Annotated in this window: 30 protein-coding genes; 18 read left to right on the plus strand and 12 right to left on the minus strand. The window is 73.8% G+C overall.

All coding sequences use genetic code 11. The features are described 5' to 3' along the window. The first annotated feature begins 48 nt into the window (after window positions 1–48). From C1A33_RS22525 to C1A33_RS38425, 3 genes are read left to right on the plus strand one after another with little or no spacing between them, the layout of a single operon-like run. Window positions 49–1,215, plus strand: coding sequence for a DegT/DnrJ/EryC1/StrS family aminotransferase (locus C1A33_RS22525; RefSeq protein ID WP_101833356.1), 1,167 nt, complete (start codon window positions 49–51; stop codon window positions 1,213–1,215). 14 nt (window positions 1,216–1,229) lie between these two features. Continuing rightward, a complete protein-coding gene (locus tag C1A33_RS22530) occupies window positions 1,230–2,387 on the plus strand; it encodes a Gfo/Idh/MocA family protein (protein WP_243407835.1) in 1,158 nt (385 codons plus the stop codon). 51 nt (window positions 2,388–2,438) lie between these two features. Beyond that, a complete protein-coding gene (locus C1A33_RS38425) occupies window positions 2,439–3,347 on the plus strand; it encodes an HAD-IA family hydrolase (protein ID WP_341477253.1) in 909 nt (302 codons plus the stop codon). A gap of 136 nt (window positions 3,348–3,483) precedes the next feature. Here C1A33_RS38425 and C1A33_RS22540 read toward each other — a convergent pair whose 3' ends face one another. The 3 genes from C1A33_RS22540 to C1A33_RS22550 are packed head-to-tail and all read right to left on the minus strand — an operon-like array spanning window position 3,484 to window position 6,463. Beyond that, entirely contained in the window at window positions 3,484–4,536 is a 1,053-nt protein-coding gene (locus C1A33_RS22540; protein WP_243407836.1) for an ROK family protein, read from the minus strand. 23 nt (window positions 4,537–4,559) lie between these two features. Then, entirely contained in the window at window positions 4,560–5,393 is an 834-nt protein-coding gene (locus tag C1A33_RS22545; RefSeq protein ID WP_165818543.1) for a shikimate dehydrogenase family protein, read from the minus strand. Then, window positions 5,390–6,463: a 3-dehydroquinate synthase family protein gene (locus C1A33_RS22550; protein ID WP_101833357.1), complete on the minus strand. Its 1,074-nt coding sequence runs from the start codon at window positions 6,461–6,463 to the stop codon at window positions 5,390–5,392. Before C1A33_RS22550 ends, C1A33_RS22545 begins: the two co-directional genes overlap by 4 nt. 428 nt (window positions 6,464–6,891) lie before the next feature. Between C1A33_RS22550 and C1A33_RS22555 the strand changes: the two genes are divergently transcribed. Further along, window positions 6,892–7,353, plus strand: coding sequence for a hypothetical protein (locus C1A33_RS22555; RefSeq protein WP_101833358.1), 462 nt, complete (start codon window positions 6,892–6,894; stop codon window positions 7,351–7,353). A gap of 193 nt (window positions 7,354–7,546) precedes the next feature. Here C1A33_RS22555 and C1A33_RS22560 read toward each other — a convergent pair whose 3' ends face one another. Beyond that, complete coding sequence (locus C1A33_RS22560; protein ID WP_243407837.1) at window positions 7,547–8,122, minus strand: VOC family protein; 576 nt, start codon at window positions 8,120–8,122, stop codon at window positions 7,547–7,549. 193 nt (window positions 8,123–8,315) lie between these two features. Between C1A33_RS22560 and C1A33_RS22565 the strand changes: the two genes are divergently transcribed. Then, window positions 8,316–8,678 carry a cupin domain-containing protein gene (locus C1A33_RS22565; RefSeq protein ID WP_101833360.1) on the plus strand — a complete coding sequence of 121 codons (363 nt, stop codon included), beginning with the start codon at window positions 8,316–8,318 and terminating at the stop codon, window positions 8,676–8,678. 73 nt (window positions 8,679–8,751) lie between these two features. After that, window positions 8,752–9,708: a pirin family protein gene (locus C1A33_RS22570; RefSeq protein ID WP_101833361.1), complete on the plus strand. Its 957-nt coding sequence runs from the start codon at window positions 8,752–8,754 to the stop codon at window positions 9,706–9,708. 156 nt (window positions 9,709–9,864) lie between these two features. Here the strand turns inward: C1A33_RS22570 and C1A33_RS22580 are convergent, their stop codons facing one another. Then, window positions 9,865–11,514, minus strand: a complete 1,650-nt coding sequence (locus tag C1A33_RS22580; protein WP_101833362.1) for an NAD(P)/FAD-dependent oxidoreductase — start codon at window positions 11,512–11,514, stop codon at window positions 9,865–9,867. A 217-nt stretch (window positions 11,515–11,731) separates the two neighbouring features. Beyond that, a complete protein-coding gene (locus C1A33_RS22585) occupies window positions 11,732–12,019 on the minus strand; it encodes a hypothetical protein (protein WP_133150793.1) in 288 nt (95 codons plus the stop codon). 121 nt (window positions 12,020–12,140) lie between these two features. Here C1A33_RS22585 and C1A33_RS22590 point away from each other — a divergent pair, with 121 nt between their 5' ends. After that, a complete protein-coding gene (locus C1A33_RS22590) occupies window positions 12,141–12,836 on the plus strand; it encodes an HD domain-containing protein (protein ID WP_101833364.1) in 696 nt (231 codons plus the stop codon). An 18-nt stretch (window positions 12,837–12,854) separates the two neighbouring features. On the opposite strand, the gene C1A33_RS22595 is transcribed toward C1A33_RS22590, so the two are convergent. Beyond that, window positions 12,855–13,349: a hypothetical protein gene (locus tag C1A33_RS22595; protein ID WP_101833365.1), complete on the minus strand. Its 495-nt coding sequence runs from the start codon at window positions 13,347–13,349 to the stop codon at window positions 12,855–12,857. Beyond that, complete coding sequence (gene selA, locus C1A33_RS22600; RefSeq protein WP_243407838.1) at window positions 13,346–15,112, minus strand: L-seryl-tRNA(Sec) selenium transferase; 1,767 nt, start codon at window positions 15,110–15,112, stop codon at window positions 13,346–13,348. The genes C1A33_RS22595 and selA overlap by 4 nt, the downstream gene beginning before the upstream one ends. A 419-nt stretch (window positions 15,113–15,531) precedes the next feature. On the opposite strand from selA, the gene C1A33_RS22605 reads away from it, so the two are divergent. After that, window positions 15,532–16,179 carry a TMEM165/GDT1 family protein gene (locus C1A33_RS22605; RefSeq protein ID WP_207770444.1) on the plus strand — a complete coding sequence of 216 codons (648 nt, stop codon included), beginning with the start codon at window positions 15,532–15,534 and terminating at the stop codon, window positions 16,177–16,179. A gap of 21 nt (window positions 16,180–16,200) precedes the next feature. On the opposite strand, the gene C1A33_RS22610 is transcribed toward C1A33_RS22605, so the two are convergent. Continuing rightward, window positions 16,201–16,707 (minus strand): hypothetical protein, encoded by a 507-nt coding sequence (locus tag C1A33_RS22610; protein ID WP_101833366.1) that lies wholly within the window; start codon window positions 16,705–16,707, stop codon window positions 16,201–16,203. 299 nt (window positions 16,708–17,006) lie between these two features. Between C1A33_RS22610 and C1A33_RS22615 the strand changes: the two genes are divergently transcribed. Next, on the plus strand, window positions 17,007–17,366 hold the full coding sequence (locus C1A33_RS22615; RefSeq protein WP_101833367.1) for an STAS domain-containing protein: 360 nt from the start codon (window positions 17,007–17,009) through the stop codon (window positions 17,364–17,366). 118 nt (window positions 17,367–17,484) lie between these two features. On the opposite strand, the gene mshD is transcribed toward C1A33_RS22615, so the two are convergent. Then, complete coding sequence (gene mshD / locus C1A33_RS22620; RefSeq protein WP_101833368.1) at window positions 17,485–18,486, minus strand: mycothiol synthase; 1,002 nt, start codon at window positions 18,484–18,486, stop codon at window positions 17,485–17,487. Window positions 18,487–18,558: 72 nt separating this feature from the next. Next, on the minus strand, window positions 18,559–19,311 hold the full coding sequence (locus tag C1A33_RS22625) for a response regulator transcription factor (RefSeq protein ID WP_101833369.1): 753 nt from the start codon (window positions 19,309–19,311) through the stop codon (window positions 18,559–18,561). A 339-nt stretch (window positions 19,312–19,650) separates the two neighbouring features. Here C1A33_RS22625 and C1A33_RS22630 point away from each other — a divergent pair, with 339 nt between their 5' ends. From C1A33_RS22630 to C1A33_RS22665, 9 genes are all read left to right on the plus strand, one after another. Further along, window positions 19,651–20,340, plus strand: a complete 690-nt coding sequence (locus C1A33_RS22630; RefSeq protein ID WP_243407849.1) for an alpha/beta hydrolase — start codon at window positions 19,651–19,653, stop codon at window positions 20,338–20,340. Then, window positions 20,337–20,615: a ubiquitin family protein gene (locus C1A33_RS22635; protein ID WP_101833370.1), complete on the plus strand. Its 279-nt coding sequence runs from the start codon at window positions 20,337–20,339 to the stop codon at window positions 20,613–20,615. The genes C1A33_RS22630 and C1A33_RS22635 overlap by 4 nt, the downstream gene beginning before the upstream one ends. 59 nt (window positions 20,616–20,674) lie before the next feature. Continuing rightward, window positions 20,675–21,670: a hypothetical protein gene (locus C1A33_RS22640; protein WP_101833371.1), complete on the plus strand. Its 996-nt coding sequence runs from the start codon at window positions 20,675–20,677 to the stop codon at window positions 21,668–21,670. Next, window positions 21,667–22,425, plus strand: a complete 759-nt coding sequence (locus C1A33_RS22645) for an LmeA family phospholipid-binding protein (protein WP_101833372.1) — start codon at window positions 21,667–21,669, stop codon at window positions 22,423–22,425. The genes C1A33_RS22640 and C1A33_RS22645 overlap by 4 nt, the downstream gene beginning before the upstream one ends. A gap of 129 nt (window positions 22,426–22,554) precedes the next feature. Further along, window positions 22,555–23,115, plus strand: a complete 561-nt coding sequence (locus tag C1A33_RS36975) for a thioredoxin family protein (RefSeq protein WP_243407840.1) — start codon at window positions 22,555–22,557, stop codon at window positions 23,113–23,115. 65 nt (window positions 23,116–23,180) lie between these two features. Next, window positions 23,181–23,285: a putative leader peptide gene (locus tag C1A33_RS38100; RefSeq protein ID WP_423748125.1), complete on the plus strand. Its 105-nt coding sequence runs from the start codon at window positions 23,181–23,183 to the stop codon at window positions 23,283–23,285. 62 nt (window positions 23,286–23,347) lie between these two features. Continuing rightward, complete coding sequence (locus C1A33_RS22655) at window positions 23,348–23,767, plus strand: DUF4395 domain-containing protein (RefSeq protein ID WP_101833373.1); 420 nt, start codon at window positions 23,348–23,350, stop codon at window positions 23,765–23,767. After that, window positions 23,764–24,597: a sulfurtransferase gene (locus C1A33_RS22660; protein ID WP_101833374.1), complete on the plus strand. Its 834-nt coding sequence runs from the start codon at window positions 23,764–23,766 to the stop codon at window positions 24,595–24,597. Before C1A33_RS22655 ends, C1A33_RS22660 begins: the two co-directional genes overlap by 4 nt. Before the next feature lie 3 nt (window positions 24,598–24,600). Next, window positions 24,601–24,900: a DUF1416 domain-containing protein gene (locus tag C1A33_RS22665; RefSeq protein WP_101833375.1), complete on the plus strand. Its 300-nt coding sequence runs from the start codon at window positions 24,601–24,603 to the stop codon at window positions 24,898–24,900. Between the two features lie 125 nt (window positions 24,901–25,025). Here the strand turns inward: C1A33_RS22665 and C1A33_RS22670 are convergent, their stop codons facing one another. Next, entirely contained in the window at window positions 25,026–25,277 is a 252-nt protein-coding gene (locus tag C1A33_RS22670; RefSeq protein ID WP_101833376.1) for a hypothetical protein, read from the minus strand. Window positions 25,278–25,411: the final 134 nt, after the last annotated feature.

Genomic DNA, 25,411 nt, shown 5'->3' on the forward strand with positions numbered 1-25,411 from the left:
CGGGATCCTCGCGCGAACCTATCGTCACGTAAGAAAAGGGTGGGGACCATGAGCGGTGGAGCGCGACGCGCACCGGAGCTGCCGGCTTGGCCGCAGTACTCCGACGAGGAGCGCGACGGTCTGATCCGGGCCCTGGAGCAGGGCCAGTGGTGGCGCATGGGCGGAAGTGAGGTCGACAGCTTCGAGCGTGAATTCGCCGCCTATCACGGCGCCGACTACGCCCTGGCCGTCACGAACGGGACCCACGCCCTGGAGCTTGCTCTGCAGGTACTCGGTGTCGGGCCGGGCACGGAGGTCATCGTCCCGGGGTTCACGTTCATCTCGTCCTCCCAGGCCGCGCAGCGTCTCGGCGCCGTGGCGGTACCGGTCGACGTCGACCTGGACACCTACTGCATCGATCCCGCCGCGGCCGCCGCCGCCGTGACGCCCCGCACCAAGGCGATCATGCCGGTGCACATGGCCGGCCAGATCGCGGACATGGATGCGCTGGCCAAGCTGTCGGCCGACACCGGCATCCCGATCATCCAGGACGCCGCGCACGCCCACGGTGCCCAGTGGCAGGGCCGCAAGGTCGGCGAGCTCGGCTCCGTGGCCGCGTTCAGCTTCCAGAACGGCAAGCTCATGACGGCCGGTGAGGGCGGCGCCGTCACGTTCCCGGACGCGGAGCTGCACGAACTCGCCTTCCTGCGGCACAGCTGCGGGCGCCCCCGCACCGACCGCCGGTACTTCCACCAGACCTCCGGCTCGAACTTCCGGCTCAACGAGTTCTCCGCCTCGGTCCTGCGGGCCCAGCTCGGCCGGCTCGCCGGCCAGATCGACACCCGCGAGCAGCGCTGGCCGGTGCTCGCCGACGCGCTCGCGGCCATCCCGGGTGTCGTTCCCCAGGGCCGCGACGAGCGTTGTGACCGCAAGCCGCACTACATGGCGATGTTCCGGGTCCCCGGCCTCGGTGAGGAGCGCCGCAACGCCCTCGTCGACGCGCTTGTCGAGCGTGGGCTGCCCGCCTTCGCCGCGTTCCGCGCGATCTACCGCTCCAACGGCTTCTGGGAGACCGGCGCCCCGGACGAGACGGTCGACGACATCGCGCGGCGCTGCCCGAACACCGAGGCGCTCAGCGCCGACGGCATCTGGCTGCACCACCGCACCCTGCTGGGCACCGAGGAGCAGATGCACGAGGTCGCGGCCGTCGTGGCCGACACCATGGCGGCCCAGTGACCGACGGCGGGCCCGTGACCACGGGGGGGCCAGTGGCCGGGTCGACACCGATCCGGGTCGCCGTCGTCGGCCTCGGCTGGGCCGGGCGGTCGATCTGGCTGCCCCGGCTGCGGGAGCATCGGCGCTTCACGGTGATCGCGGCGGTGGATCCCGACCCCACCGCGCGCGCTGCCGTCGCCGGGGAGGATCCAGACCTGGCGGTCGTCGCCGACGTGGCCGAGCTCGGCGCGGTCCGGCCCGACCTCGCTGTCGTGGCGGTGCCCAACCACCGGCACGCCGACATCGCCGAGCGGCTGCTGAGCGCCGGCGTCCCGGTGTTCCTGGAGAAGCCGGTGTGCCTCAGCTCGGCGGAAGCCGACCGGCTGGCCGTCGCGGAGCGAGCGGGCGACGTCACCCTGCTGGCCGGCAGCGCGGCCCGCTACCGGGCCGACGTCAGTCGGCTCTACGAGGTCGCGGCGGGTCTCGGCGCGATCCGCCACGTCGACCTCGCCTGGGTCCGCGCCCGCGGCATCCCGGACGCGGGCGGCTGGTTCACCCGCCGCGAGCAGTCCGGCGGCGGCGCGCTGGTCGACCTCGGCTGGCATCTTCTCGACACGCTCACTCCGCTGCTCGGCAGCGTCCACTTCCACCAGGTCGTCGGCACGACGTCGGACGACTTCGTCAGCGACGGCGCGTGGGCCGCCTCCTGGCGCCACGGTGACGAGGAGGACCAGGCGGCGGAGCAGGGACCGGCAGGTGTCCGGACCGCCCGCGCGGGAGGCGACGTCGAGGACACCGTGCGTGGCTTCCTGGTGACCGAACAGGGCACCTCGGTCGCGCTGCGGGCGAGCTGGGCCTCGCACGAGGCCCGCGACATCACCGCGATCCGCGTCGAGGGCACAGCCGGAACCGCCTCGCTGACCTGCACGTTCGGTTTCGGGCCGAACCGGCAGGACCGCTCGGCCCTGACCGTCACCCGTACCGGTCAGACCACCGCGGTCGACCTGCCCGAGGAACCCATCGGGACCGAGTACCGGCGCCAGCTCGACGAGCTGCCGGCGATGCTCGCCGACCCGGCCTTCCGGGGACGCGCGATCGCCGAGGTCCGCCCGACCATCGCCGCGATCGAACGGCTCTACGACTCCGCCCGTTCGCACCGGGCGGCATCCGCCCTCGTCCCCGCGGGCCGATGACGCCCCGCCGACAAGTCACCGAGGTCCTACGCGTTGAGCCCGGAGGGGCATGTGGGTACGGAACCTGACGGCAACCGCGCGGACGGTGGCTTCGGCCCGCCCGAGACCGTGCAGGCCCGGCTGGTCGCGGCCGGTGGGATCCGCCGGCGGACGGTGATCTTCGATCTCGACGGCGTCCTCGTGGACAGCTTCGGCGTCATGCGCCAGGCCTTCACGATCGCCTACGCCGAGGTCGTCGGCCCGGGCGAGCCGCCGTTCGAGGAGTACGAGCGTCACCTGGGGCGCTACTTCCCCGACATCATGCGAATCATGAATCTGCCGCTGGAGATGGAGGAGCCGTTCGTCCGGGAGAGCTACCGGCTCGCCCGCGAGGTCGTCCTCTTCGACGGCGTCGCGGACATGCTGCGCACGCTGCGGGAGCGCGGCTACGGGCTGGCGGTCGCCACCGGCAAGGCCGGCCCGAGGGCCCGCCATCTGCTCGGCGAGCTCGGTGTGCTGGGGCTGTTCGACCATGTGCTCGGCTCCGATGAGATCCCCCGGCCCAAGCCCGCACCCGACATCGTGCTGCGGGCGCTTGACCTGCTCGGCGCGGAACCCGGCGAGGCGATGATGATCGGGGACGCGGTCGCGGACCTCGACAGCGCCCGCGGTGCCGGGGTCATGGCCGTCGCCGCGCTGTGGGGAGAGACCGACGGTGTCGAGCTGATCGCCGCCGAGCCGGACGCGATTCTGCACCGGCCGGCGGACCTGCTCGCGCTGCTCGGTGAGTCGCCGGCGGGGTTCGGCCCCGGATCGGCGGACGGCTCCACGCGGCCCGCGCCGGATGTTCCGGCCGCACGCTCGGATGGTTCCCCCGTGCCGCCCACCGCGGTCGCGACGGCCGCCGTGCCACCGGCCGGTCTGGCGCCGCCGGTCGCCGCCGGGGCGCCGGTCGCCGGTGGGGTCCTCTCCGGCGACTGACACCCCGGAGCGACGCCTCGGACTGACGCACCTGTCGGCAGCTGCGTCCCTGGCAGCCCAGCCCCTGGCCGGCGACGCCCGCGCCCCGGCCAGGGAGTTCGACCACCGGGGGAGACTGGCCGGGTGGGGCGACGGGTCAGCCGGCTGGGACGTGGGCGGGCCGGAGGGCCTGGCGGGCGAGCAGGGTCGCGCCCGCGAGGGACGACAGGCCGCCGAGGACCGCCGCGCGCACCGGCGCCGGCGGATGGCCGGGCCGCGCGAGCCCACGGGCATGCTCGGCCACGGCGTCGGTGAACCCGGGCAGCCCGTCGGCGAACCCGCCGCCCACCACGGCCAGCGCCGGGTGCAGCAGCTCGGTGAGGCTGACCACGGCGACCGCCACCGCCGCCGCGCTCTCCCGCACCGCCCGCACCGCCCAGTCGGCGCCGTCCACCCAGCCCGCGCGCAGCTCGACGAAGTCCACGCCCCGCACGCCGCCCTCGCCGCCGCGCTCGACGTCGGCAGCGGTGACAGCGGTGACAGCGGTGACAGCGGTGGCGGCGGTGACAGCGGTGGCGGCCCGGTGGCGGGCGGCGCGGCGCAGGGTGGCGGGGCCGCTGGCGATGGCCTGCACGCAGCCGCGCCGCCCGCAGCCGCACGGCGGGCCGTCCATGGCGATCACCATGTGTCCCACCTCGGCCGAGCCGCGGCCGGGCCCTGGGCAGGGCCGACCGGCCAGCACGATCCCGCCGCCCACCCCGGTGCCGACGCCGATGTAGACGACGTCCGGGCAGCCGGCGGCCGAGGCCTCCGCGAGCGCGGCGACGTCGCCGTCGTCGGCATGAGCGATCGTGGCGCCCGGCACCAGCCCGCGCAGCGTGTCGGCGAACCGAAGCCCGGTCCAGCTCGGCCGGCCCGGCCAGGTGGTCACCAAGCCCGCCGCGTCGACGGTCCCCGGCATCGCGACGCCGACGGCCTCCACCGGACCGGCCCAGCGGACCAGCAGGGCGGCGACGTGCTCGGCGAGGTCCTCGACGTCGCGCGCCGCCGGTGCGGCCGGCTGCCAACGCAGGGTCGCCTCGACCGGTGCGGGTGCGGGCGCGGGCGCGGCGGGTTCGATCCGCAGGGCGACCTTGGTGCCGCCGATGTCGATGCCGAGCACCCCGGCGACACCGGCGCCGACAGCGGGCGGCAGGGCGGTGGATGACACGGTGGGACTCCTCTCGCCGCCGGTCAGGCGCGCTGCGCGGGGATGAGACCGAAGAACGAGCGGTACAGGTCGAGCTGCTCGGCGAGCATGTGGATGCCGGGATGGGTGGGTAGCCCGAGGGTGGCGGCGGCGGCCAGCAGCCGGGTGCGCGCGGGCTTCATGATGATGTCCGCGACCACGCAGCCGGCGGGCAGCGCGTCGGGCGGGAAGGGCAGCGGGTCGTCGGGGCGCAGGCCGAGCGGTGTCGCGTTGACCGCCAGATCCGCGTCGCCCAGCACCGGTGCGGCGGCGGCGACGGTGCGTCCCGGCCAGTGCGCGTCCAGCCGGGCGACGAGGTCCGCGCACTTGTCCTGGTCCGGGTCGTGGATGGCCAGCGGGCCGCAGCCGGCCTCGAGCAGCGCGACCGCGATCGCGCTGCCGGCGCCGCCCGCGCCCAGGAGCGCGACCCGCGCGCCGCGCGGCGGGTGCCCGGCGGCGGTGAGGCCGCGGACGAAGCCGGCGCCGTCGAAGTTGTCCGCGCGCCAGCCGCCGGGAGCGCGGCGCAGCACGTTGGCGCTGCCGCTGATCGCGGCGGCGGTGCTGCGCTCACTGGCCAGGGTGCAGGCGGCGATCTTGTGCGGGATCGTGACGAGCACGCCGTCGAGGTTCCCGATCGCTTCCAGACCTTCCAGCACGGTGGCGAACCGCCGTGGGTGGGCCTGCACGGGGATCAGGACGGCGTCCATCGCGAGCCGAGCGAACAGCGGGTTGAGCAGCGCGGGCGCCTGGACCTGGGTGACCGGGTCGCCGATCACCGCGTACAGCCTGGTGGTGCCGCTGATCGGTAGCGCGGTGGGCGTGGTGGGGGGCGCGGTCACGCCGCGTCCTGGCGCGGCATCGCGGCGAGCGTCGAGAGCACGACCCGCTCGTCGACATCGGGGACCAGCTCGGGACCGTTCGCGCCGTCGAGCACGAACGTCAGCCCGGTGTTCGTCGACTTCTTGTCCAGCCGCATCACGGCGACGAGGTCGGCCGCCCCGGCGCCGGCTGGCAGGGCCGTGGGCAGGCCGTAGCCTCGCACGACGTCGAGGTGCTCGGCGACCCGGTCGGGCCCGATCCGGCCGAGGGCGCCCGCGAGCTGACCGGCGAACACGGTACCGACGGCCACCGCCTCGCCGTGGCGCAGCGCGTAGTCGGTGACCCGTTCCAGCGCGTGGCCGAGGGTGTGCCCGTAGTTGAGGATGTGGCGCAGGCTCGCGTCGCGCTCGTCGCGGGCGACGACGGCGGCCTTGAGCGCGACGCTGGCCGCGATCTGCTCGGCGACCGGGCGTCCCAGCAGGTCGGGAGCGCCGATGAAGTGCGCTCGGGCGATCTCGCCGTAGCCGTTGATCCACTCCCGGCGGGGCAGAGTGGCCAGCAGGTCGGTGTCGCACAGGACGGCGCTCGGCTGCCAGTAGGCCCCGACGAGGTTCTTGCCGGCGGACAGGTTCACCGCGGTCTTCCCGCCGACGCTCGCGTCCACCTGGGCGAGCAGGGACGTCGGCAGATGGATGACGGCGACGCCGCGGTGGTAGAGCGCGGCCGCGAGCCCGACGACGTCGGTCGTCGTGCCGCCGCCGCAGGAGATGACCACGTCGGACCGGGTCAGCCCGAAGTCGGTGAACCGCCCGCACAGCGCCTCGACGTTCGCGAGCGTCTTGTCCGCCTCGCCGTCGCGGGCGGGCAGTCGCAGCGCTGGCACTCGCGGATCCGGCACGGTGTCCAGGGGACGGGCGGAGACGATGACCGCGCGCCGGGCCCCGGTCCGGGCGACGATCTCGGGCAGGACCCGGCGTACCCCCGGGCCGATCTCGACCGGGTAGGAGCGTGCGCCGAGGTCGACCAGGACGCGGTGATGGTCCGGGCCGAGGCGTTCGATCGAGCTGAGTGGCTGCCCCACTGTCGGCATCGACAGCCATCCTTTCGGTTGTGGTCGTGACAGGCGCCATGCGGACGGCCGACCCGCCGGGCAATCGCGCGGGCGGGCACCCGCCCGCGCGGTGACGCCCGGGTTGCCCGGCCGCGTCCAGTCTGCCGGGAGCGGTGCCGCCTGCCCTCACCAGGGGCGCCTGATCCGATCTGGTGACCCTGGTGGCGGCCGCGCACGCCCCGCGACGAAGGTCCGCGCACGTCCTATACGTCGTCGCCGCTGTGACGCAGGCCATACGGGGGGCGCTTTCGGGGAACTGTGATGTTCCATATGTTCGCTTTTGGCGTGGTGTTCGGGACGCCGCCGCGGATCTGCGTCAGGCTCGACGAGAACGGGTCGGTCCGCGGGCCGACGCTGCGTCGGGAACGATCAGGACGAGCGGTAGTTCGTCCACTGAGGAGTCCGTCATGACCAGACCGACCGCCGCCAGTGCCGATTCCGGGCCGGCGCCGGCCGGGGCATCCGCCAGGGCATCGGTCGGGTCGGCGAAGGCGGGCGGCGGCGCGCCGGCCGGTTCCGACCCCCGGCGTCCGGGAAGCGCCACGGAAGGCGCGGAGCCGGTCGGGGCCGCCGCGCCGGGCACCGGGGCGGCGCCACATGCTCCGTATCCGGACGATGACCCCGGCCAGGCGATGGCCGATAGCCCGGAAGTGACCGCCGACGAACTGCCGGGAGCACGGGCGCTGTGGATTCTCGCGTTCACGTTCGCCGCCGTCGGGTTGTTCTTCCCGCTTTCCGGCCTGATCGCGATCGGTTGCGGCGCCCTGGCCTGGCGGCGGGGCAGCGGACGCGGCCGGGTGGCGACCTTCGTCGCGATCGCGACCACCCTCATCGGCGTCGTGCTGACCGTCGTGGTGCTGACCACCTGAGACCACCTGACCGGGCACGTCGCCCCTCGCCGGGCCGACCGCGCGAGACGACGGACGCGGGCACTTCCGCGCACAGGTGAGGCCGCCCAGCTCGGGGGGTGCCGGGCGGCCTCCTATTCATGATGACATTTGAACCGTCCCGGACACAAGCCAGCCGACCACTCGGGGCGTCGGCCCAGGTGGCAGGGGAAGGTCAGGCAGGCCAGGGTGCGCCGCGCTGCAACAGGTCGACGAGCAGGCCCGAGCCGCCGTCCAGGTAGGCCTGGGTGGGGCTGCCCGGATCCGGCTGGATCTGCTCGACCAGGGCACCACCGCGGCCCGCGCCGCGCAACGCGGCCGCCAGATCGTCGACCAGGTAGCCGATGGCGAACAGACCCTCGCCGCGAAGATCGAGCATCTCGCGCGCCAGTGACGGCTGGTGCCCCGGCTCGACCAGCTGGACGTGGCCCGCGCCGAGACGGCCGACAGCCACCCGGGCGCCGTCGAGGGCGATGGTCCGGTTACGGCGCAATGCCGGGCCGGACAGCGCCACCACCTGCCAGGAGTCGATGCCGAGGGCGACCGTGTAAAGCCCGCGGGCCAGGTCGAGGTCGGCGACGACGATGCCGAAGTGGTGAAAGGTCAGGTTGGCCAGGATCGAATCAACCGCGGCGAATCCCGTGCCCGGTCGCGGCGCGAGCGGGAATTGCCCGACGGGTGCCCGGCCGGTGGCGGAGATACCGCCCGCCCGCTCGGGCGCACGAGTGAGAAAGACCGATTCCGTTGACACGACGCCCCCTCCACGTCCCACCGGCATCGGGGGAGTTTGCCGATCGTATCGTCGTCCCCCGGCGCCGACTGCCGGCGGGGCGTGCACGGCGGCGGCCGTTCCACGCTACGGAGTTTGTTCCACGCGGCTGGTTGTTCCGCCCGGAGACGGTAGTTCCGCCGCGGCGCCCCCGCGGTCGACGATGATGCCTCCCATGCCGACTTTCATCGAGAAGCCGACCATCGTCGAGGCCGCCGGGAACCTGCCCAAAGTCATTCGTGAGTATGTGGGGGCGGTGAACACCGGCACCCGCGGACTGAGCATCGCGCACATGTCGAGCCCGGGCGGGTGGGCCGAGCCCGGCCAGCGCCCCGAGTTCGACGAGTACACGATCGTCCTGCGCGGGGCGGTCCTGGTGGAGCACGAAGGCGGAACCCTCGAGGTCGGAGCGGGTCAGGCGGTGCGCACGGCTGCCGGGGAGTGGGTGCGCTACAGCACGCCGGGACCCGACGGCGCCGACTACGTCTCCGTCTGCCTGCCGGGCTTCACCCCCGACACCGTCCACCGGGACGCGTGAGAGCCGCCCGGGCGGCGCGGCACCGTTCTGGCATCCATATCACGTTGTTGCGTGTACAACGTATTGTGGATGGATGAGCGGACCCGTCCCGGCCGTCGGCGTCGACCTGGAGGTCGTTGACGGGCGGGCGGCCGACGTGGGCGGCATCCCGGTGCGCCGCACCCTGCCCCGCCAGGGGCGGCGGACCGTCGGTGCCTGGTGCTTCGTCGACCAGATGGGCCCGCTGGCGGTCGGCCCGCGGCGCCCGGTCGAGATCGGGCCTCACCCGCACATCGGGCTCGCCACCGTGACCTGGCTGCTGTCCGGTGGGCTGGTGCACCGGGACAGCCTGGGCAGCAACCAGCCGCTGCGGCCCCGGGAACTCAACCTGATGACCGCCGGCAACGGCGTCGCCCACGCCGAGGCGTCCGAGGACGGCGACGGCCAGCTGCACGGCGTGCAGCTGTGGGTCGCCCAACCGGACCGCACCCGGCACGGCCCCGCCGACTTCGCCCACCACCCGCACCTGCCCGTCGCCGGCTTCGGCTCGGTCGAGGTGACGGTGCTGCTCGGCGAGCTGGGCGGCGCGGCCTCCCCGGCTCGCACCGACACGCCTCTGGTCGGAGCCGAGCTCGCCCTGCACGGCGGGGGCGGCGTGCTGCCGCTGCGGCGCGACTTCGAGTACGCCGTGATCGCCCTCGACGGGGCGGTGCGGATCGGCGCGAACGTCCTGGTCGCCGGCCAGCTGGGCTACCTGCGCCCCGGCCGGGAGGAGCTGCCGATCGGCACCGGGCCGGCCGTGGCCGGCGTTCCCGCCAGCGGCACGGGCGGCACGGGCGGCGCCGGTGGGCGTGGCGTGCGGGCGATGCTGCTCGGCGGCGAGCCGTTTCCCGAGCAGGTGGTCATGTGGTGGAACCTCGTCGCCCGTACCCGCGGCGAGATCGAGGCCGCCCGTGCCGACTGGACGGCGGGTGCCGAGCGGTTCGGCGCCGTCGCGACCCCGGCGGCCCGCGTCCCCGCACCTGTGCCGATGTGGGTCAGAGCCGGTTGACCTGCTCGGCGATCGTCTCGACGTCGGAGTACTTCATCCCGAGCAGGCCCGCCTGCTTCCAGCGCACGACCCCTCAGAATTCGGTACCGGTGTCAGGATACGGCCCGCCCAGCAGTGGCGCCCCGGCCCCACGCGGCCCCGGTCCGCGCCCCGCGATCAGAAGCTGACCGGCTCGCCGACCCCGCCGGCGCGACTGAGCAGCTCGTCGAGGTCGTACTCGTACCAGCGCCGCATCGGCTCCGGCGAGCTGCTGCGGCCCCACTCGTACATCCGGCGCTGCGACTCGAAGGAGCCGTCGTGCCAGCGGCGGAGCACGTCCCCGAGGCGCAGCGGGGTCGGCAGGAAGTCCGCGCCGCCGAGGAGCCCGGCCAGGCGCCCGACGGCGTCCGCCGCGGCGAGCCGGCCCTCCTCCACGTCCACCATCACCCCGCTCAGCGCGGCGAACAGCGGCTGGAACTCCGGCAGGTCGGGGCAGAAGGTGCCCGGGTGCGGCGCGTCGAGCAGCCGGTCGAACAGCTCGCGGTCGCCCTTCTCCAGGTAGCCGAAGTACGTGCCGAGGATTCGGGCGATGCCCATGTTCCAGCCCATGAACCAGACCTTCGACCACGCCCGCCACAGGTCGAAGTCGCGGAACGAGACGTACGAGCCGTGCACGAGCTTGTCGTTGACGTCGAGGATGGTCTGGTTGAGGGCGTCGATGTGATTGAACCGCTCGGCGGAGAAGTCGTCGTCGTCGAGCGCGGCCAGCAGGGTCGGGGCGAAGGCGTAGATCACCTGCATCGTGTTGGCCATGCCGCGGGAGAACAGCGCGTCTATCGCACCGGCCGCGTGGCTCATCATCGCCCAGCGATCACCGACCGTGCGGCTGCTGGAGTACTGGGTGCGCCCGGTGGACACCCAGTCCCAGGCCGGCCGGGCGCCCGCGAACTGCCGCGCCACGCTGGGGAAACGGCTGAGGAAGTCGGCCCACTCCTGGTCGGCGGAGCGGCCCGGCTCCTTGGGGAAGCGCCGGGTGTCGAGGTTGAGCCCGACGCTGCACAGCGGGTTGGTGGCGCGCTGGTGGTTGTCGAACGGGATCACCCACAGCCAGCCGCCGTCGAAGATGTGGTGCAGGGTGCCCTGGTGCCACTCGGACGGCTGCCCGCTCGGGGTGGTGACCTCGTCGAACGGGGTCACGCCGACCATGTGTGTGAACAGCGTGCGGGAGCTCGTCCGGAACCGGCAGGGATCCTCGCGGAGTCCGAAGGTGGAGGCGAGCACGGAGTTGCGCCCGGACGCGTCGACGACGTACCGGACCCGCAGCCTGTCGCCGGACCGCGTCGTCAGCGTCGCCGCGTCGGCGCTGAACTCGACCTTCTCCACCCACGTCCGCTGGCGCGGCTCCGCTCCGTACCGGACCGCCGTATAGAACAGGTAGGAGTCGATGTCCTGGCGGTGCATGTGCATCTCCGGCCCGTTGGGGAACTCGGAGACGTTGCACTGGGTGACTTCCTCGGGGTTCTGGACGTGGCCTTCACGGTGGTACACGAAGCCGAAGTTGCGCTTGACGCCGCAGGCGGAGGTGACGTGCGAGCGCACTCCCTCGAAGCTGCTCACGTGGGCCAGCTCGGGGACGTCGAACCGCTCCGCCAGGAGTTTCAGCAGGTAGGTCGTTTCTCCGATCGTAGACTCGCCGAGCGCGAACCTGGGATGACTGCCGCTGTCCACGAGCACCACGCTGTGCCCGTGCCGGGCGAGGATGTTGGCCAGCGTCGAGCCGGCGATGCCGCTCCCCAGGATCGCAACCGAATAGTCGTATCCGCTCATGACGAGACCCCCTGATGGCTTCTCCACGGAGTGGGCCGGCCGCGTCCCCCGCGTCCCACAAAGATCGCAATTATCGCAACCGGTAGACAAATAACACTTAACCATCTCGACGGGGTGTGCGAACCATAAACGCCGCATCAATGCCACCCGGTCAGCGGGTGCCCGAAAAGGACCGATATACTCCGCTATATCGAAGACATGGCGAATTGGGTTCTTGTCATGAGAGATCGTCTTTGTTCGGCCCGCTCGCCGGGGGTGGCGGGGGGATCGTCGCCGGCGCCGCGGGCTGCCTGTCCCGGGTGGGCGCGGACGCACCGCCGGCCTGTCGGATCTCGACCAGGCGGACGGATCGCCAGTTGACCAGCATGGTTCGGCCGTCGGCCAGATGGAGCTGCTCGACCTCGCAGCGGAAGACCGCCTGGGCGACCCGTCGGCGCAGCTCCTCCGGATCGGTCCCCGCCGGCAGCGGATAGGGCTGCCCGTCGATCAGGATCTGCACTTCCACCGCCCAACAGTCGCACACGTGTTCGATCGTGGCAAGGTTGGGGGTGGCCGAGTGGGTGGCGCGCGGTCCGCGGCGGCCATCACGCGAGTGGGGAGGGGCGAGTGGCGGGAAAGGGACGAACGTGAGCGCCGTCGGCGCGGCGGGCGCGGGCGGCCCGCGCTCCCCGCTGGCCCGGGTCTTCGACGACGCTCTGGTCACCGCGGGCGCCCGGGCGGATCCCGGCGAGCGGGTGGCGGCCTTCGTGGACCTCGCCCGGCGCTACCAGGAGCCTGGGCGGCACTACCACACGCTGCGGCACGTGGCCGAGATGACGGCCGCCCTGCGGGTGCTGCTCGCCGCCGAGCGGCCTGCGCCCGCGGCCCGGTCCTCGCCCGAGGGTGCGACCGTCCATGCCTGCGTGCTCGCCGGCTACTTCCACGACGCCGTCCTCGTGCCGCGGCGGATCGACAACGAGCAGCGCTCCGCCCAGCTCGCGGTAGCGGTCCTCGAACGCCTGGGCTGTCCCGGGCAGGTGGGGGAGACGGTGGCACGCCTGGTGCTGGCCACCGCCGCGCACCGCTCGCACCAGCCGGACGAGGCGCTCGTCAACGACGCGGACCTGCGGATCCTGTCCCGGCACCCGGCCGCCTACGACCAGTACGTCCGCCGTGTCCGCCGCGAGTACGGGGGCCTCGACGACCAGGTGTGGCGGGCGGGGCGCGGCGCGGTCGTGCGCGCCCTGCTGAGCGGTCCCGTCTACGCGACGGCCTGGGCACGCCGTGCCTGGGAGCCCACGGCCCGGCTCAACCTGCTCCGCGAGCTCGACGCGCTCGGCTGACGCCACCGAGCGCCGGCGTCACCGCCGGCCCGGATGGTCGCCGGCAGCGGGGGGCGGGTACCGCCGCGCGCAGGCCGTCGCCAGCACACAGGTCAGCAGCAGGCCGCTGATGACCGGCCCGGCGCTGAAATCCGTCGGCGACGGTTGCAGCCCCGGCCACGTCACCGCGTAGAGGCCGAGCGAGCCGGCGGCGCCCGCCCCGGTCGTGGCGAGCCGATAGCGGCGCAGGACGGGAACCCCGGCGACGCCGGCCGCGCCGCACGCGTGACCGAGCACGGCGACGGCGAGCAGGAGCCCGCCGGTGGTCCGGACCGCGGCGGCGGGCAGCCAGTCCAACAGCCGGGAGGCGCCGTCCCAGCCGTAGCGCTCACCCGGCGTGCCGGTCGGCGCCCCCGGCCAGACCAGCAGATGAACGAGCCCGTAGCAGAGCAGCATCGAGCCGGCGGCCGCGGCGGACAGCCGGCGCGCCGCGTCGGAGACGACGGGATGATCCCGAAGCCGGGAACCGCTCACGGGGTGTGCCGCCCCGATGTGGACGGCGGCGGAATGGTCGCGGACTCGACGGTGTCCATCTCCGCCGTCTCGAGCGGGGCGGTGGACGCGGGCGGGAGCGGACCGAGGAGCGGACAGGAGGTGGTGTCGTCGGTCGCGGTGAGGGCGGCGCGAGCGGTCGAGGCCGGGGGCCCGTCCAACGTCGCGACCGCGGCGAGGACACCCCCTTCCGGCGCGCAGGTGTGCGCCGGGCGGCTGCTCGGGGCCGCGCCGGGCGGGTGCTGCGGGGGTAGATGCCGTGCCGACGGGTGCGACGCCGGGCCAGGTCGACCCGGTGGTTGTTCCATGTGTGTCGGTGGGGCATCCGGGCGGGTGGTGCTGGGGCGAGGCGTCGTCCCGGGCGGCTCGGGCGCGTGCGACGGCCCGGAGGGCGGGGTGGACACGGCTCGGTGCGCCGCCGACGGGTGGGGCGCCAGCACCCGCGTCGTCGTGGTGCCGCGCGGCGCGGTCGGCGGGTCGGTGTGGCCGGTCGCGCCGGCGGCGGTGGCCGCGGCGAGGACGGCGGCGGCGAGCACCGGATCGAGCTCCGGCGGGACGGTGCGCAGGTCGAGCAGGCAGCAGCCGTGCTCGACGCGGCCGAGCACGGCGGGCTCACCGTGGCGCAGCGGTGCCGCCACGGCGGCGTCCAGTGCTACGGCCGCGCTGGGCAGTTCGGCGCCGATGGTGACGGGCCAGCGCCGATACCCGGTCTCGGCGCCGGCGGGGACGGCGGCGGCAGCGGCCCCGTCGTCCACGAACGCCCGTCCGGCCACGGCGGACGCGGCGATTCCGGCGCGGCGCAGCCAGGCCGCGAGCGTCTCGGCGCGCGCGGTCAGCCGCTCCGGATGGGCCCGCAGGGCGCGGCCCGTCGGCGAGTCGCCCTGGCGCAGCGTCGCCTCGAGCGCGGCGAGGGTGAGCTTGCCGGCTCGCAGCGCCCGGGACATGGGATGCCGCCGCATCCGGTCGATCAGGTCCGCGCGCCCGAACAGCAGGCCGCACTGCGGACCGCCGAGGAGTTTGTCGCCGCTGGCCGTGACCACGCCGACGCCCGCGTCCAGCCAGGTCGTCACGTCCGGCTCCGCGGCCAGCAACGGCTCGGGACGGAGCAGGCCGGAGCCGCAGTCGCCGACGAGCGGCACCGCGAAGTCGGCGCACAGCGCGGCGAGATCGCCGACGCCGGGCCGGTCGGTGAAGCCGACGACCTGGTAGCCGGCCGGGTGCACGCGGAGCACGAAGCCCGTCTCGGGCCCGATCGCGTCGGCGTAGTCGCCGAGGGTCGTGTGGTTGGTGGTGCCGACCTCGCGCAGCCGGGCTCCCGCGGCGACCAGGAGATCCGGCAGCCGGAATCCGTCGGTGGTCTCCAGCAGTTCGCCCCGGCTGACGACGATCTCCCGCTGGCCGGCGAGGGCCGCGGCGGACAGGGCGAGGGCCGCGGCGTTGTTGTTCACCACGTGTACCGCGGCCGCCGCCGGCACCGCGGCGGCCATGGCCGCGTGGGCCGTCCGCCCCCGGCGGTCCCGGCGGCCGGTGTGGAGATCGAGCTCCAGATCGGTCGTGCCGGCGGCCAGATCGACGGCCGCCCGGGCTGCCGCCGACAGGGGTGCCCGGCCGAGCGCGCCGTGCAGCAGTACCCCGGTGGCATTGATCACCGGGCGCAGCCCGGTCACGGTGCGGGCGAGCGCCACCGGCGCCGGTACCGGATCCTCGGCGGCGTCGGAGCGGGGAGGGGCCAGATCGTCAATCACTTCACGTAAATCTAGTGACGCAATCCGTGATGTCCATGCGGGTTGCCGTCCCGCGGATGTGTCTTCGTGTGTTCCTCTGAAATGTCCAGGTGGCGGCTTCCGGCGTGATGCGTGCCATCCGCCGGTCGGGTAGCCTCTCACCCCGAAGGGGAGTAGCCCCGCCGAGCGATGCAGCGTCGGCGCGCGGCCACGCCGATCCGCACCGGGTCGGCGGCGGCGTGTGCGCCGGGCTGCCTCGAGCGGCCCGGTGCGTCGACATACTGGCGTCCGCTGGATCGGCCCGTCGCGGGCCGGGCCGTCGGCGCCCGGCGGCCGGGCCCGGCCGCGATGGTCGGGTGGGCGAGACCTTCGACACGGCAGCCATGCCGGGTCGAAGGCGTCTCCCCGCTCACGACCTGGCCCGATCGAGAGGTTCCGGCGTGAGTATCACCGCGGCATTAGTCACCTTCGGCGTCATCTTCCTCGCCGAACTACCCGACAAGACGATGGTCGCGAGCCTCGTGCTGGGAAGCCGGTTCCGGCCCCTGTACGTCTGGGTGGGAGTGGCGGCGGCGTTCGTCATCCACGTGACCGTGGCGGTGGCGGCGGGCAGTGCCTTCTCCCTGCTGCCGAACCGGCTCGTGGACGCGATCACGGCGCTGCTGTTCCTGGCCGGGGCCGTCCTCGTGCTCCGCGAGGGTCACCAGGACGGGGAACCAGCCGGGACGCAGGCCGGCGCCGCCGCGACGCCGGCCTCTCCGGAGGGGGCCGAGGCTCCCGCGCCCGGCCGCGCCACCGCCACCGCCACCCCGTTCTGGCGGGTGGCCGCCACCTCCTTCGGTGTCGTCTTCCTCGCCGAGCTCGGCGACCTCACCCAGATCTCGACGGCGAACCTGGCCGCCCGGTTCGACGCGCCTGTCGCCGTCTGGCTCGGCGCGGTGCTGGCGCTGTGGACCGTGGCCGGGCTTGCCATCGCCGGCGGGCGCGGGCTGCTGCGGCTGATACCGATCTCCATGATCACCCGGATCGCCGCGGCGGCGTTCCTCGTGCTCGCCGTCATCTCGGGGATCGAGGTGGTGCGCGGGTAGGCGGCGCCGCCGCCGAGCCGATCACCGGGCGGGACCGGACCGGGACGGCCAACGAGGGTCGTCAGTGGCGAAGACGAGCACGACGTCCGTGTCCGAGGAGAAGTCGACGAGACGGGACGCGGCGGGCAGCGGCGCGAGGGTGCGCCGCAGTTCCGCCGCCGCGCACCCCTCCGGTACCGCGACCACGTACCGCTCGTGGCGCTCGGGCGGCCGGTCGGCTCCGGCGCTGGTCGGCTCCGCGGCGGCGGGGTTCGCCCGCTCGGCGTGGGCGGGCTGGGCGTCCGCGGCCTCGGTCAGCGTCTGCGCGAGCCGGCGCGCCTCCTCCGGCCGCAGCCGCAGGACGGCCGGGGTGGCGCCGGGCGCCTGGGCGCCGAGCAGGACGAGCGGTCGCCGCGCCGTCATGCCGGGGGGCGGGCCGACGGAGACGGCCGCGCCCTCGGCGGTGTAGAGGTGGGTGGCGAGGTCGGCGGGAGGGACGGCGTCCGGGGGAACGACGTCACCGCGGGACCAGGGCGGGTTGATGTTCATGAACAGACGTTCTCATCGGACGACGTGTGATCCCATCCCGCCAGACGGGGAGAAGTCGGGGGGTAAGGCCGGCGATCGGCCCGGGAGGGTCGTGGCGAGCGAGCGGCCAGGGGGAGTCGGGTGTCGGTCCGGTGTGAGAAAGGCCGCTTCCCAGTGGGAATTCGGCGGGTGTGGGAGGGGCGTGGTCGGGGTAGGCCCGCAACGTCGCGCTTGCCAGGGGCACGACGCGTGGTGGGAGGCAGCCCGGCCGGCTTCTCGCGGCGCCCAGGCCGTCCGGTCGTCAGCGGAGCCATGGAGCCATGGAGCCAAGTGTTCGGGTCGAGGTGACCGGTCGAGACGCCATCGTCGTGCACCCGGTGGGTGACATCGACTACTCGTCGCTGGATCCCCTGCGGGAGGCACTGCTCGACGCCCGGGTCGCCGGCGTTCGGGACATCGTCGTGGACCTGGCGGAGGTCAGCTTCCTCGACTCCCAGGGGCTGGCGGTGATCCTGTTCGCCCACCAGCGCCAGCGATCGGCCGGCGGCCGGCTGGCGCTGCGCAACCTCAACGAGGACGGTTACCGGCTGCTCACCGTCACCAACCTGACCTCTGTCATCGACGTCGACCAGGGCGGCCCGGCGACGGCGTCCGGCGTGGCGAGCCGGCGCGGAGCATGACCTGACGATCCCGCCCCGCCGGGGACGGCGCGCCCGCGGTGACGGGCCGGCGAAGTCTCCCGCCCGGGCGGGGCGGCCGGGCTGGTCGGTCCGGGCGGGCTGGTCGGTCCGGGCGGGCTCAGTCGCGCGGCCCGCGCCCGCTCGGCTGGCCGGTCCAGTGGTAGGAGACGTCCCGGGAGTACTCGGTGAAGCCGAGGCCGGTGTACATCCGCACCGCCCGGTCGTTGTCCTCGTCGACGTAGAGCAGTACCGAGGCGAGTCCGTGGGCGCGCAGATGGCGCAGGCCGACGAGGGTCAACGCCCGGCCGAGCCCGGCCCCGCCCGCCCCGGGCAGCACGCCGATCACGTAGACCTCCCCGATGGGACCGCCCGCGGCGCCGGGCGGCGGCGTCGTGTCCACCTCGTGCACCTTGGTCCAGTGGAAGCCGACGAGGCGACCGTCACGCTCGGCGACGAAGAATCCCGCCGGGTCGAACCAGGGCTCGGCCTGGCGCAGGGCCAGATCGGCACGCGTCCACCGGCCCTGCTCGGGATGGTCGGCGAAGGCCGCGGCGTTGACCGCCAGCCAGCCCTCGTCGTCCCGGCCGGGGACGAAGGGGCGTACGTCGATGCCGGGCGGCAGCTCGGGCGCCGGCAGCGGCGGCCCGGCGTCGAGGGGACGGCGCAGCTGGAACAGCACCCGCGCGCGGGCGAAACCGAGCCGATCGGCGAGCACCGCCGCACCCGGGAGGTCGCCGTGCGCCCAGACGTCGAGCCGTGCGGGCGGCGAGCCGACCGCCTCGGTCAGCGCGCCGGCCAGGGCCCTCCCGATGCCGTGGCGTCGGTGCGCGGGATGCACGACGACCTCGGCCTGATGGTTGCCCATGCCCCCGCCGAGATGCGCGTAGCCGACGATCTCCCGCGGATCGTCGGCACCGGACAGCGCCGACGATCCGCCGGTGACCGTCCGCATGGCCAGCAGGTGACGGCCGGCGCCCACAGGCAGCCCCGGACGCAGGGCAAGACGGACGTCCTCGGACACCGGGCCGCAGCCGTCGGCCCGTTCCGCGGCCACGAGCAGACTCTCGACGCCGTCGACGTCGGCACCGCTGAGCGTCGACTGCCAGGTCAGGGAGGTCATGGTACGACCGTAGGGGGCGGGGAGCCCCGCTGTCGCGCCATCGACCCGCCCTGGCCGTGGCCCGGGCCGGTCCTAGACCCGCTCGGGAGTCCGCGTGTCCTCGCGGTTGACCCGGCCGCCCGATCCGCCGGGACCGTCCGCGAGCGGGGTGATCGGCGGCGCGACGAACTTGTAGCCGACGTGCCGGACCGTGCCGATCATGGCCTCGTGTTCGGGGCCGAGTTTCGCGCGCAGCCGGCGGACGTGGACGTCGACCGTCCGGGTGCCACCGTAGTAGTCGTAGCCCCACACCTCCTGGAGCAGCTGCGCCCGGGTGAAGACCCGGCCGGGGTGCTGGGCCAGGTACTTGAGCAGCTCGAACTCCTTGAAGGTGAGTTCGAGGGGGCGGCCGCGCAGCTTCGCCGAGTAGGTGGTCTCGTCCACCGACAGGTCGCCGGACCGGATGACACCGGCCTCGGCGGTGCCGCCGGCGGCGGCGACCCGACCGATGGCCAGTCGCAACCGGGCCTCGACCTCGGCGGGACCCGCGGAGTCGAGGACGACGTCGTCGACGCCCCAGTCCGCGGACACCGCGGCCAGGCCGCCCTCGGTGACCAGCGCCAGCAGCGGGGTCGTGAGCCCGGTGGTACGCAGCAGCCGGCACAGGCCACGGGCGATGACGAGCTCCCGGCGGCCGTCCACCGTGATCACGTCCACGGGCGGGGCGTCCAGCAGCGCGCTCGCCTCGAGCGGCGCGACTCGTACCGTGTGGGTGAGCAGACCAAGGGACGGAAACGACTCGGCGGAGGGACCGGGGGCGTTGGTGAGCAAAAGGACGACGCTCAAGACGACTCCTCCAGGCAGGTGTTGTGGTGGGGCAGCGTCGACCCGGTGAGTAACTCCAACCCCGGCACTGGGCGTCTCACGACCGTCATGGGCATGAAACGAAGGCCGGTATGTGGGGAGGATAGCGGAGTGTCCTACTCGGCTCCTACCGTCTACGGGCTACTACCTACCGCGGATTCTGAGATCCTGGCCACGAGTCACGATCCTAAGATCAACGATCTATACGGAGAGTCACGGGATCTGGCCGTTGTGGTGGCACACGGCTTCTCGGGATCGATGACGCGGCCCGCGTTACGCCGTGTATCGGCCGGGTTAAGGAAATATGCCGGCGTGCAGGTCATGGACCTGCGCGGGCATGGCCGATCCACGGGGTTCTGCACGTTCGGTGATCGTGAGGTGTTCGACGTCGACGCGGCGGTCGGGGCCGCCCGCCGGCTCGGCTATCAGCGCGTTGCCACCATTGGTTGGTCGATGGGTGGGGCCGCAGTGATCCGGCAGGCCGCGATGGTCAAGTCTGGTACGCTCTGTCACGGTCACCGCCTTCGTCATCCTCCGGACGCGGTGGTCAGCGTGAGCGCGACGAGCCGTTGGTTCGTGCGGGATACCAGGCCCATGCGTCGGATCCACTGGTTCGCGGAACACGCGACTGGCCGGATGGTGGCACGCGGAGTGTTACGTGTACGCATCGATTCGGGCGCTTTCGTGCCAATTCCGGCGTCTCCGCTGGACCTCATCGGATCGATTGCTCCAACGCCATTGCTGATCGTTCATGGATGCCGCGACCGGTATTTCACGCTCGATCATCCGCGGGCGCTCGCCGCGGCGGCGGGAGAGCAGGCACGGCTGTGGATCGAGCCCGAGTTCGGCCACGCCGAGGCCGGCCTGAACCCCGGTCTGCTGGACCGCATCGGCGCCGAGATCGTCAGCCTGACGGCACAGACCCGGCCGTCCGGACCGGCGGTGGCTCCCGGGACGGCGGTGCCACTCGCGAGGGCAGTGCCCCCCGACCCGGAGGCGAGGGTCGGATGACGGCCGAGTCCGAACCGGCGCCGCCGCGGGTCACCGTGCGGTACTGGGCCGCCGCGCGGGCCGCCGCCGGCGTGGCCGAGGAGACAGTCCCGGCCCGCACCCTCGCGGAGCTGTTCGTGATCGTCGCCGCCCGGCACGGTGGATCCCTGCCGGCGGTGCTGCGGCGCTGCTCCTACCTGGTGGACGACTGCCCGGTGGGTCGGCGGGACCCGGCCGGCGTCGTGCTGCCCGACGGTGCCGTCGTCGAGGCCCTGCCGCCGTTCGCCGGCGGCTGATCCGTGTTCGCGCGCCCGCCACCGGTGCGGCGCCGGGCGCGCGACGAGGGCATGACAGCATGGCGGGCGTGAGCGCAGGCGATCCGGGATCACCCGGCAGCACCCTCCCATCCCGGGACGGCCTGCCCGGGGACGATGAGTCCGGGGACGCGGCCTGGCTCGCGCCGGTGGCCGCCGTGGTCGCGGCGGGGCTCGCGATCGCCGCCGCGATCCTCGCCACCTGGGCGCTCGCGGTGGTCCTCGCCGCCGAGCAGGTCGCCTTCGCCTGGGCCTGGGGCCGGGTGCTGCGCTGCTCGCCGGGCACGATCGGACTGGTCGCGGCCTGGTCGGTGCTGGCCGACGTGGCCGTGCTCGTCACCCACCGGCACACCTACGGCTCGGCCGCCGGCGTCGTCGGCTCGGCCGTCGCGGCGGTCGTCCTCTATCAGCTCACGCTGCGCCGAGCGGTGACGCTGCGCGTCCGACCGGTCGCCGTCCCCGCGGCCTCGGCAACCCCCGCGGCCTCGGCAACCCCCGCCGCCTCCCCCGGCCCTGCGGTTTCCCCGACGCCCACCGCCGGTACGCCGGCCGCGGGAGCGCCCCCGGGCGCCCCCGCGACGCGGGTGAGCGCCGAGCTCGTCACGGCGCTCGGCGGGATCAGCCTGGGCGCGCTGGCCACCGGCTACCTCGCGCTGCGGGCCGAGTCCGGTGCCCCGAACCCGGCGGACCTGATGGCGACCGCCGGCCTGCTCGGCGCGGGCACCGCGGTCGCCGTTGCCCGGCTGCTCGGCTGGGCGGGGCTCGCCTGGGCGCCCGCCGGGGTGCTCGGGGTGCTCGCCGCCGCCGCGGCGGGTGCGGGCCTCGGCGGTCCCGGCGCCGCCAGCCTGTCGGCGACCGCCGGGCTCGCCGCCGCGGCCGCCGGTGCGCTCGTCGCGGCACTGGTCGACCGCACGCTCGTGCGGGCCCGCGACGAGCCCGCGCCGCCGCCGGCATCGGCGGCGCTGCTTGCCGCCGTCCTGCCCCTCGCCTGCGCGGCTCCCCTCGTCTACCTGGTCGGACGGCACCTGCCCGGATGAGCGGATCCCATCGAGGACTGCGCATCACGGCCGTCGTCGTGGTTGTCCTGCTCGGGCTGCTCGTGGCCGTGGACCGGATCGCGGCGCGCGTCGTCGCCGGCCAGATCGCCATCCAGGCGCAGCGCTCCGACGCCCTGTCGTCACGGCCTGACGTGTCCCTCGGCGGCTTCCCGTTCCTGACCCAGGTCGTCGCCGGCGACTACCGCGACGTCCGGGTCGACGTGCGTGGGCAGGTCCAGCAGGGGGTCCGCGTCGACCGGGTGCACGCCGACCTCGCCGGGGTCCGCGTCCCGCTCGGTGACGTGGTGCGCGGCCAGGTGCGTCAGGTGCCCGTGGACCACCTGACGGCCCGGGTCGAACTGACCTTCGCCGACATCAACACCTACCTGCACGGCCAGGGCTCCGCGCTCACGATCGGCGCGCAGGGTGAGGCGATCCGGGTGGCCGGGAGCGTCGCGGTGCTGGGGACGAGCTACCCGGTGTCCGGCACGGCGGACATCGGGGTGGCGCCGGCCGCGGTGACCTTCACCCCGCGGGAGCTGGCCGCCTCGGTGGGCGCGGTGCTGCCGCCGGCCCTGCGCCAGAGCGTCGGAGAGCTGCTGACGGTCCGCGTGCCGATCGCGGGCCTGCCGTTCAACATGCGCCTGACCTCGGCGACGGTGGCCGCGGACCGGATCGTCTTCGCGGCCTCCGGCCAGAACGTGGTGCTCGACCCGAACGCGACCATCGGCACCGGTACCCCGACGTCCCCCTGACCGGGACGTCCCCCTGACCGGGACGTCCCCCTGACCGGGACGTCCGCGCGGATGACGTGTGCGGCCGGATGTGACCTCGGCGGCGCGTGAGGTGGGAAGAGGGAGCGGAGCCGGGGTGCTGTACGTAGCGTGACGGGAGTCTGGGTCCTGCTGGCGGCGGTCGTCGTGGCGCTCGTGATCGGCGTCGCCAGCCGCCGCCGGGACGGCCGGTTGCGCCCGCGCCGGTCGCGGGTCTCGCCGCCCGTCGTGTCGGGTGCGCGGCTCCCACGCGCGGTCGGGCTGGAGGGTGGGCTGGAGGGTTCGGTGGGCAGTGGTGTCGGGCCCGCGCCGGGCGAGGTGGCGGCGGACGGACTGGGTGGGGAGCTCGCGGCGCTCGGTGCCGAGCTGGGGGAGCGCGCGACGCTGCTGCAGTTCTCGACGGCGTTCTGCGCGCCGTGCCGGACGACGCGGCGGGTTCTCGCCGGTGTCGCCGAGACGGTGCCGGGCGTGCGCCACGTCGAGGTGGACGCGGAGGCACACCTGGGGCTCGTGCGCCGGCTCGGCGTTCGGCGCACCCCGACGGTGCTCGTCCTGGACGGGCATGGCCTGGAGGTGCGGCGGGCGAGCGGTGCCCCGCCGTCGCGCGACGCGGTGTTCGCCACTCTCGCGGAGATCGTCCCACCGGGCGGGGACCAATCGGGCAGACAGTGATTCTTCGGAACCATCGCCCGCGGGTTAACACAGACGTGACGTTCGCTGCTACCGTGACACGAACTATGTTCCGGACGCAGCTTGTGCAGCGCCGCGCGGTCGACCTGTGCCGCGTGAGCAGCTGCCTGTGTCGCTTTTTCCTGACCGCGGGTCCGCGCCGTCCGAGTTGATCGGTGCGCCCTGCTTCGCTCCGTATCCGATCGGGTAGTCAGGCGCAGTCAGGAGAAGTCCGGTGACAGATCCCCGGGGCATGCGGTTCACCGCTGCCGTCACCACCGTGGTGCTCGCCGTCGTGCTCGTCACGGGCAGCGGGTGGCTGCTGCTCGCCCAGACGGTCGTCTTCGCCATCGGTGCCGCGGCGGGCGTGCGGTACGCGCCGTACGCCGTCGTCTTCCGCGCGTTGATCAGGCCCCGGCTCGGGCCCCCGGCGAGCACCGAGGACCCGGCTCCGCCCCGGTTCGCCCAGTTCGTGGGCACGATCTTCGGGATCGTGGGGGTCGTCGGGTTCCTCGCGGGCGTCGCGGTGCTCGGCTACGCGGCCGCGGCCGCCGCCTTTGTCGCGGCATTCCTGAACGCCGTGTTCGAGTTCTGCCTCGGCTGCCAGATGTACCTGTTTTTCCGTTCCATCACCGTGAAGGGAGTGCGGGCATGAGCCGCGAGAAGGCATTGGTCGACGCCTCGTGGGTCGAGGCGAACAGCGGTGACCCGAAGGTCGTCCTGGTCGAGGTCGACGAGGACGTCTCCGCCTACGACCGGGGTCACATTCCGGGCGCCGTGCGGCTCGACTGGAAGTCCGAGCTGCAGGACCCGGTGATCCGGGACTTCGTCAACAAGGAGCAGTTCGAGAAGCTGCTGTCCGGCAAGGGCATCGCGAACGACGACACCGTCGTCCTCTACGGCGGCAACAACAACTGGTTCGCCGCCTACGCCTACTGGTACTTCAGCCTGTACGGGCACGCGGACGTCCGGCTGCTCGACGGTGGTCGCAAGAAGTGGGAGCTCGACGGCCGCGAACTGACCGCCGAGGTGCCCACCCGCGCGGAGACGACCTACGCCGCGAGCGAGCCGCGCACCGACATCCGCGCCTTCCGCGAGGAGGTCGTCGCCGCGATCGGGGACAAGGCGCTCGTCGATGTCCGCTCGCCCGACGAGTTCTCCGGCCGCCTGCTCGCGCCGGCGCACCTGCCGCAGGAGCAGTCCCAGCGCCCCGGTCACATTCCCACCGCGAAGAACATCCCGTGGGCGAAGACGGCGAACGAGGACGGCACCTTCCGGAGCAACGACCAGCTGCGCGCGCTCTACGACGAGGCCGGCGTCGACCTGTCCCGGGACATCATCGCCTACTGCCGCATCGGGGAGCGCTCGGCGCACACCTGGTTCGCGCTGCACGAGCTGCTCGACCAGCCGAACGTGAAGAACTACGACGGATCGTGGACCGAGTACGGCTCGCTGGTGGGCGTGCCGATCGAGAGGGGGGCGTGACGCATGTGCGGCGCGACCAGCGGCGGACCGTCCGTGGAGGGAATTGACGTGGCCAAGGAAACCGTGATCCAGGGCATCGTGGTGCGCGGCGGGGAGCCGGTGTCGAGCGGCTACGCCCGGCTGCTCGACGAGGGCGGCGACTTCACCGCCGAGGTCCCGCTGTCCGCGACCGGCCAGTTCCGGTTCTTCGCGCGGCCGGGGACGTGGACCGTGCGGGTCCTGGTGCCCGGCGGCGGCGGTGAGCAGAAGGTCTTCGCCCGGCAGGGCGAGCCGGTGGACACCCAGGTCGAGGTCGCGGCCTGAGCTCAGCCGACCAGGGAAGGGGGCAGCGGGCGATCGTCCGCTGTCCCCTTTCGTCGTTCAGGGCATTCCTGCCCATGTCAGGGGCATTCCTGCCCATGTCAGGGCCATTTCTGTCCGCTTCGGGATCAGCGGCAGACCCGGTGCTCCCGTTCCCAGCCGGCGCCGGGCGAGGTGGGAGACAACCCGGTGTCGGGCGGAACGGTCGTCGGCACCGCGAAGTGCATCGGGCCGACGGCGAAGCATCGCAGCCCGTTCTCCCGGGCGAAGGCGAGCGCCGACTCCCGATCCGGGAACGGGGCGATGATGCGGCGGACGGTGCGCTGCCCGGCCGCCGCGAACAGGACCACCGCGAAGAGTATGTCGGATTCAGCCGTCATGCGATTCAGGAAAGCGCATGCGACGGCGGCGTACGGCCCTTTCGGCGTGACCCGCCCGTGGTCCGTTATTGCGCGTGCAGTGGCTTGTGCAATGGCCTGACGGCGCCGGGGGCAGCCGACGCCAGACGGCCCGG

The organism is Frankia canadensis, assembly GCF_900197875.1.
Taxonomy (GTDB): domain Bacteria; phylum Actinomycetota; class Actinomycetes; order Frankiales; family Frankiaceae; genus Frankia; species Frankia canadensis.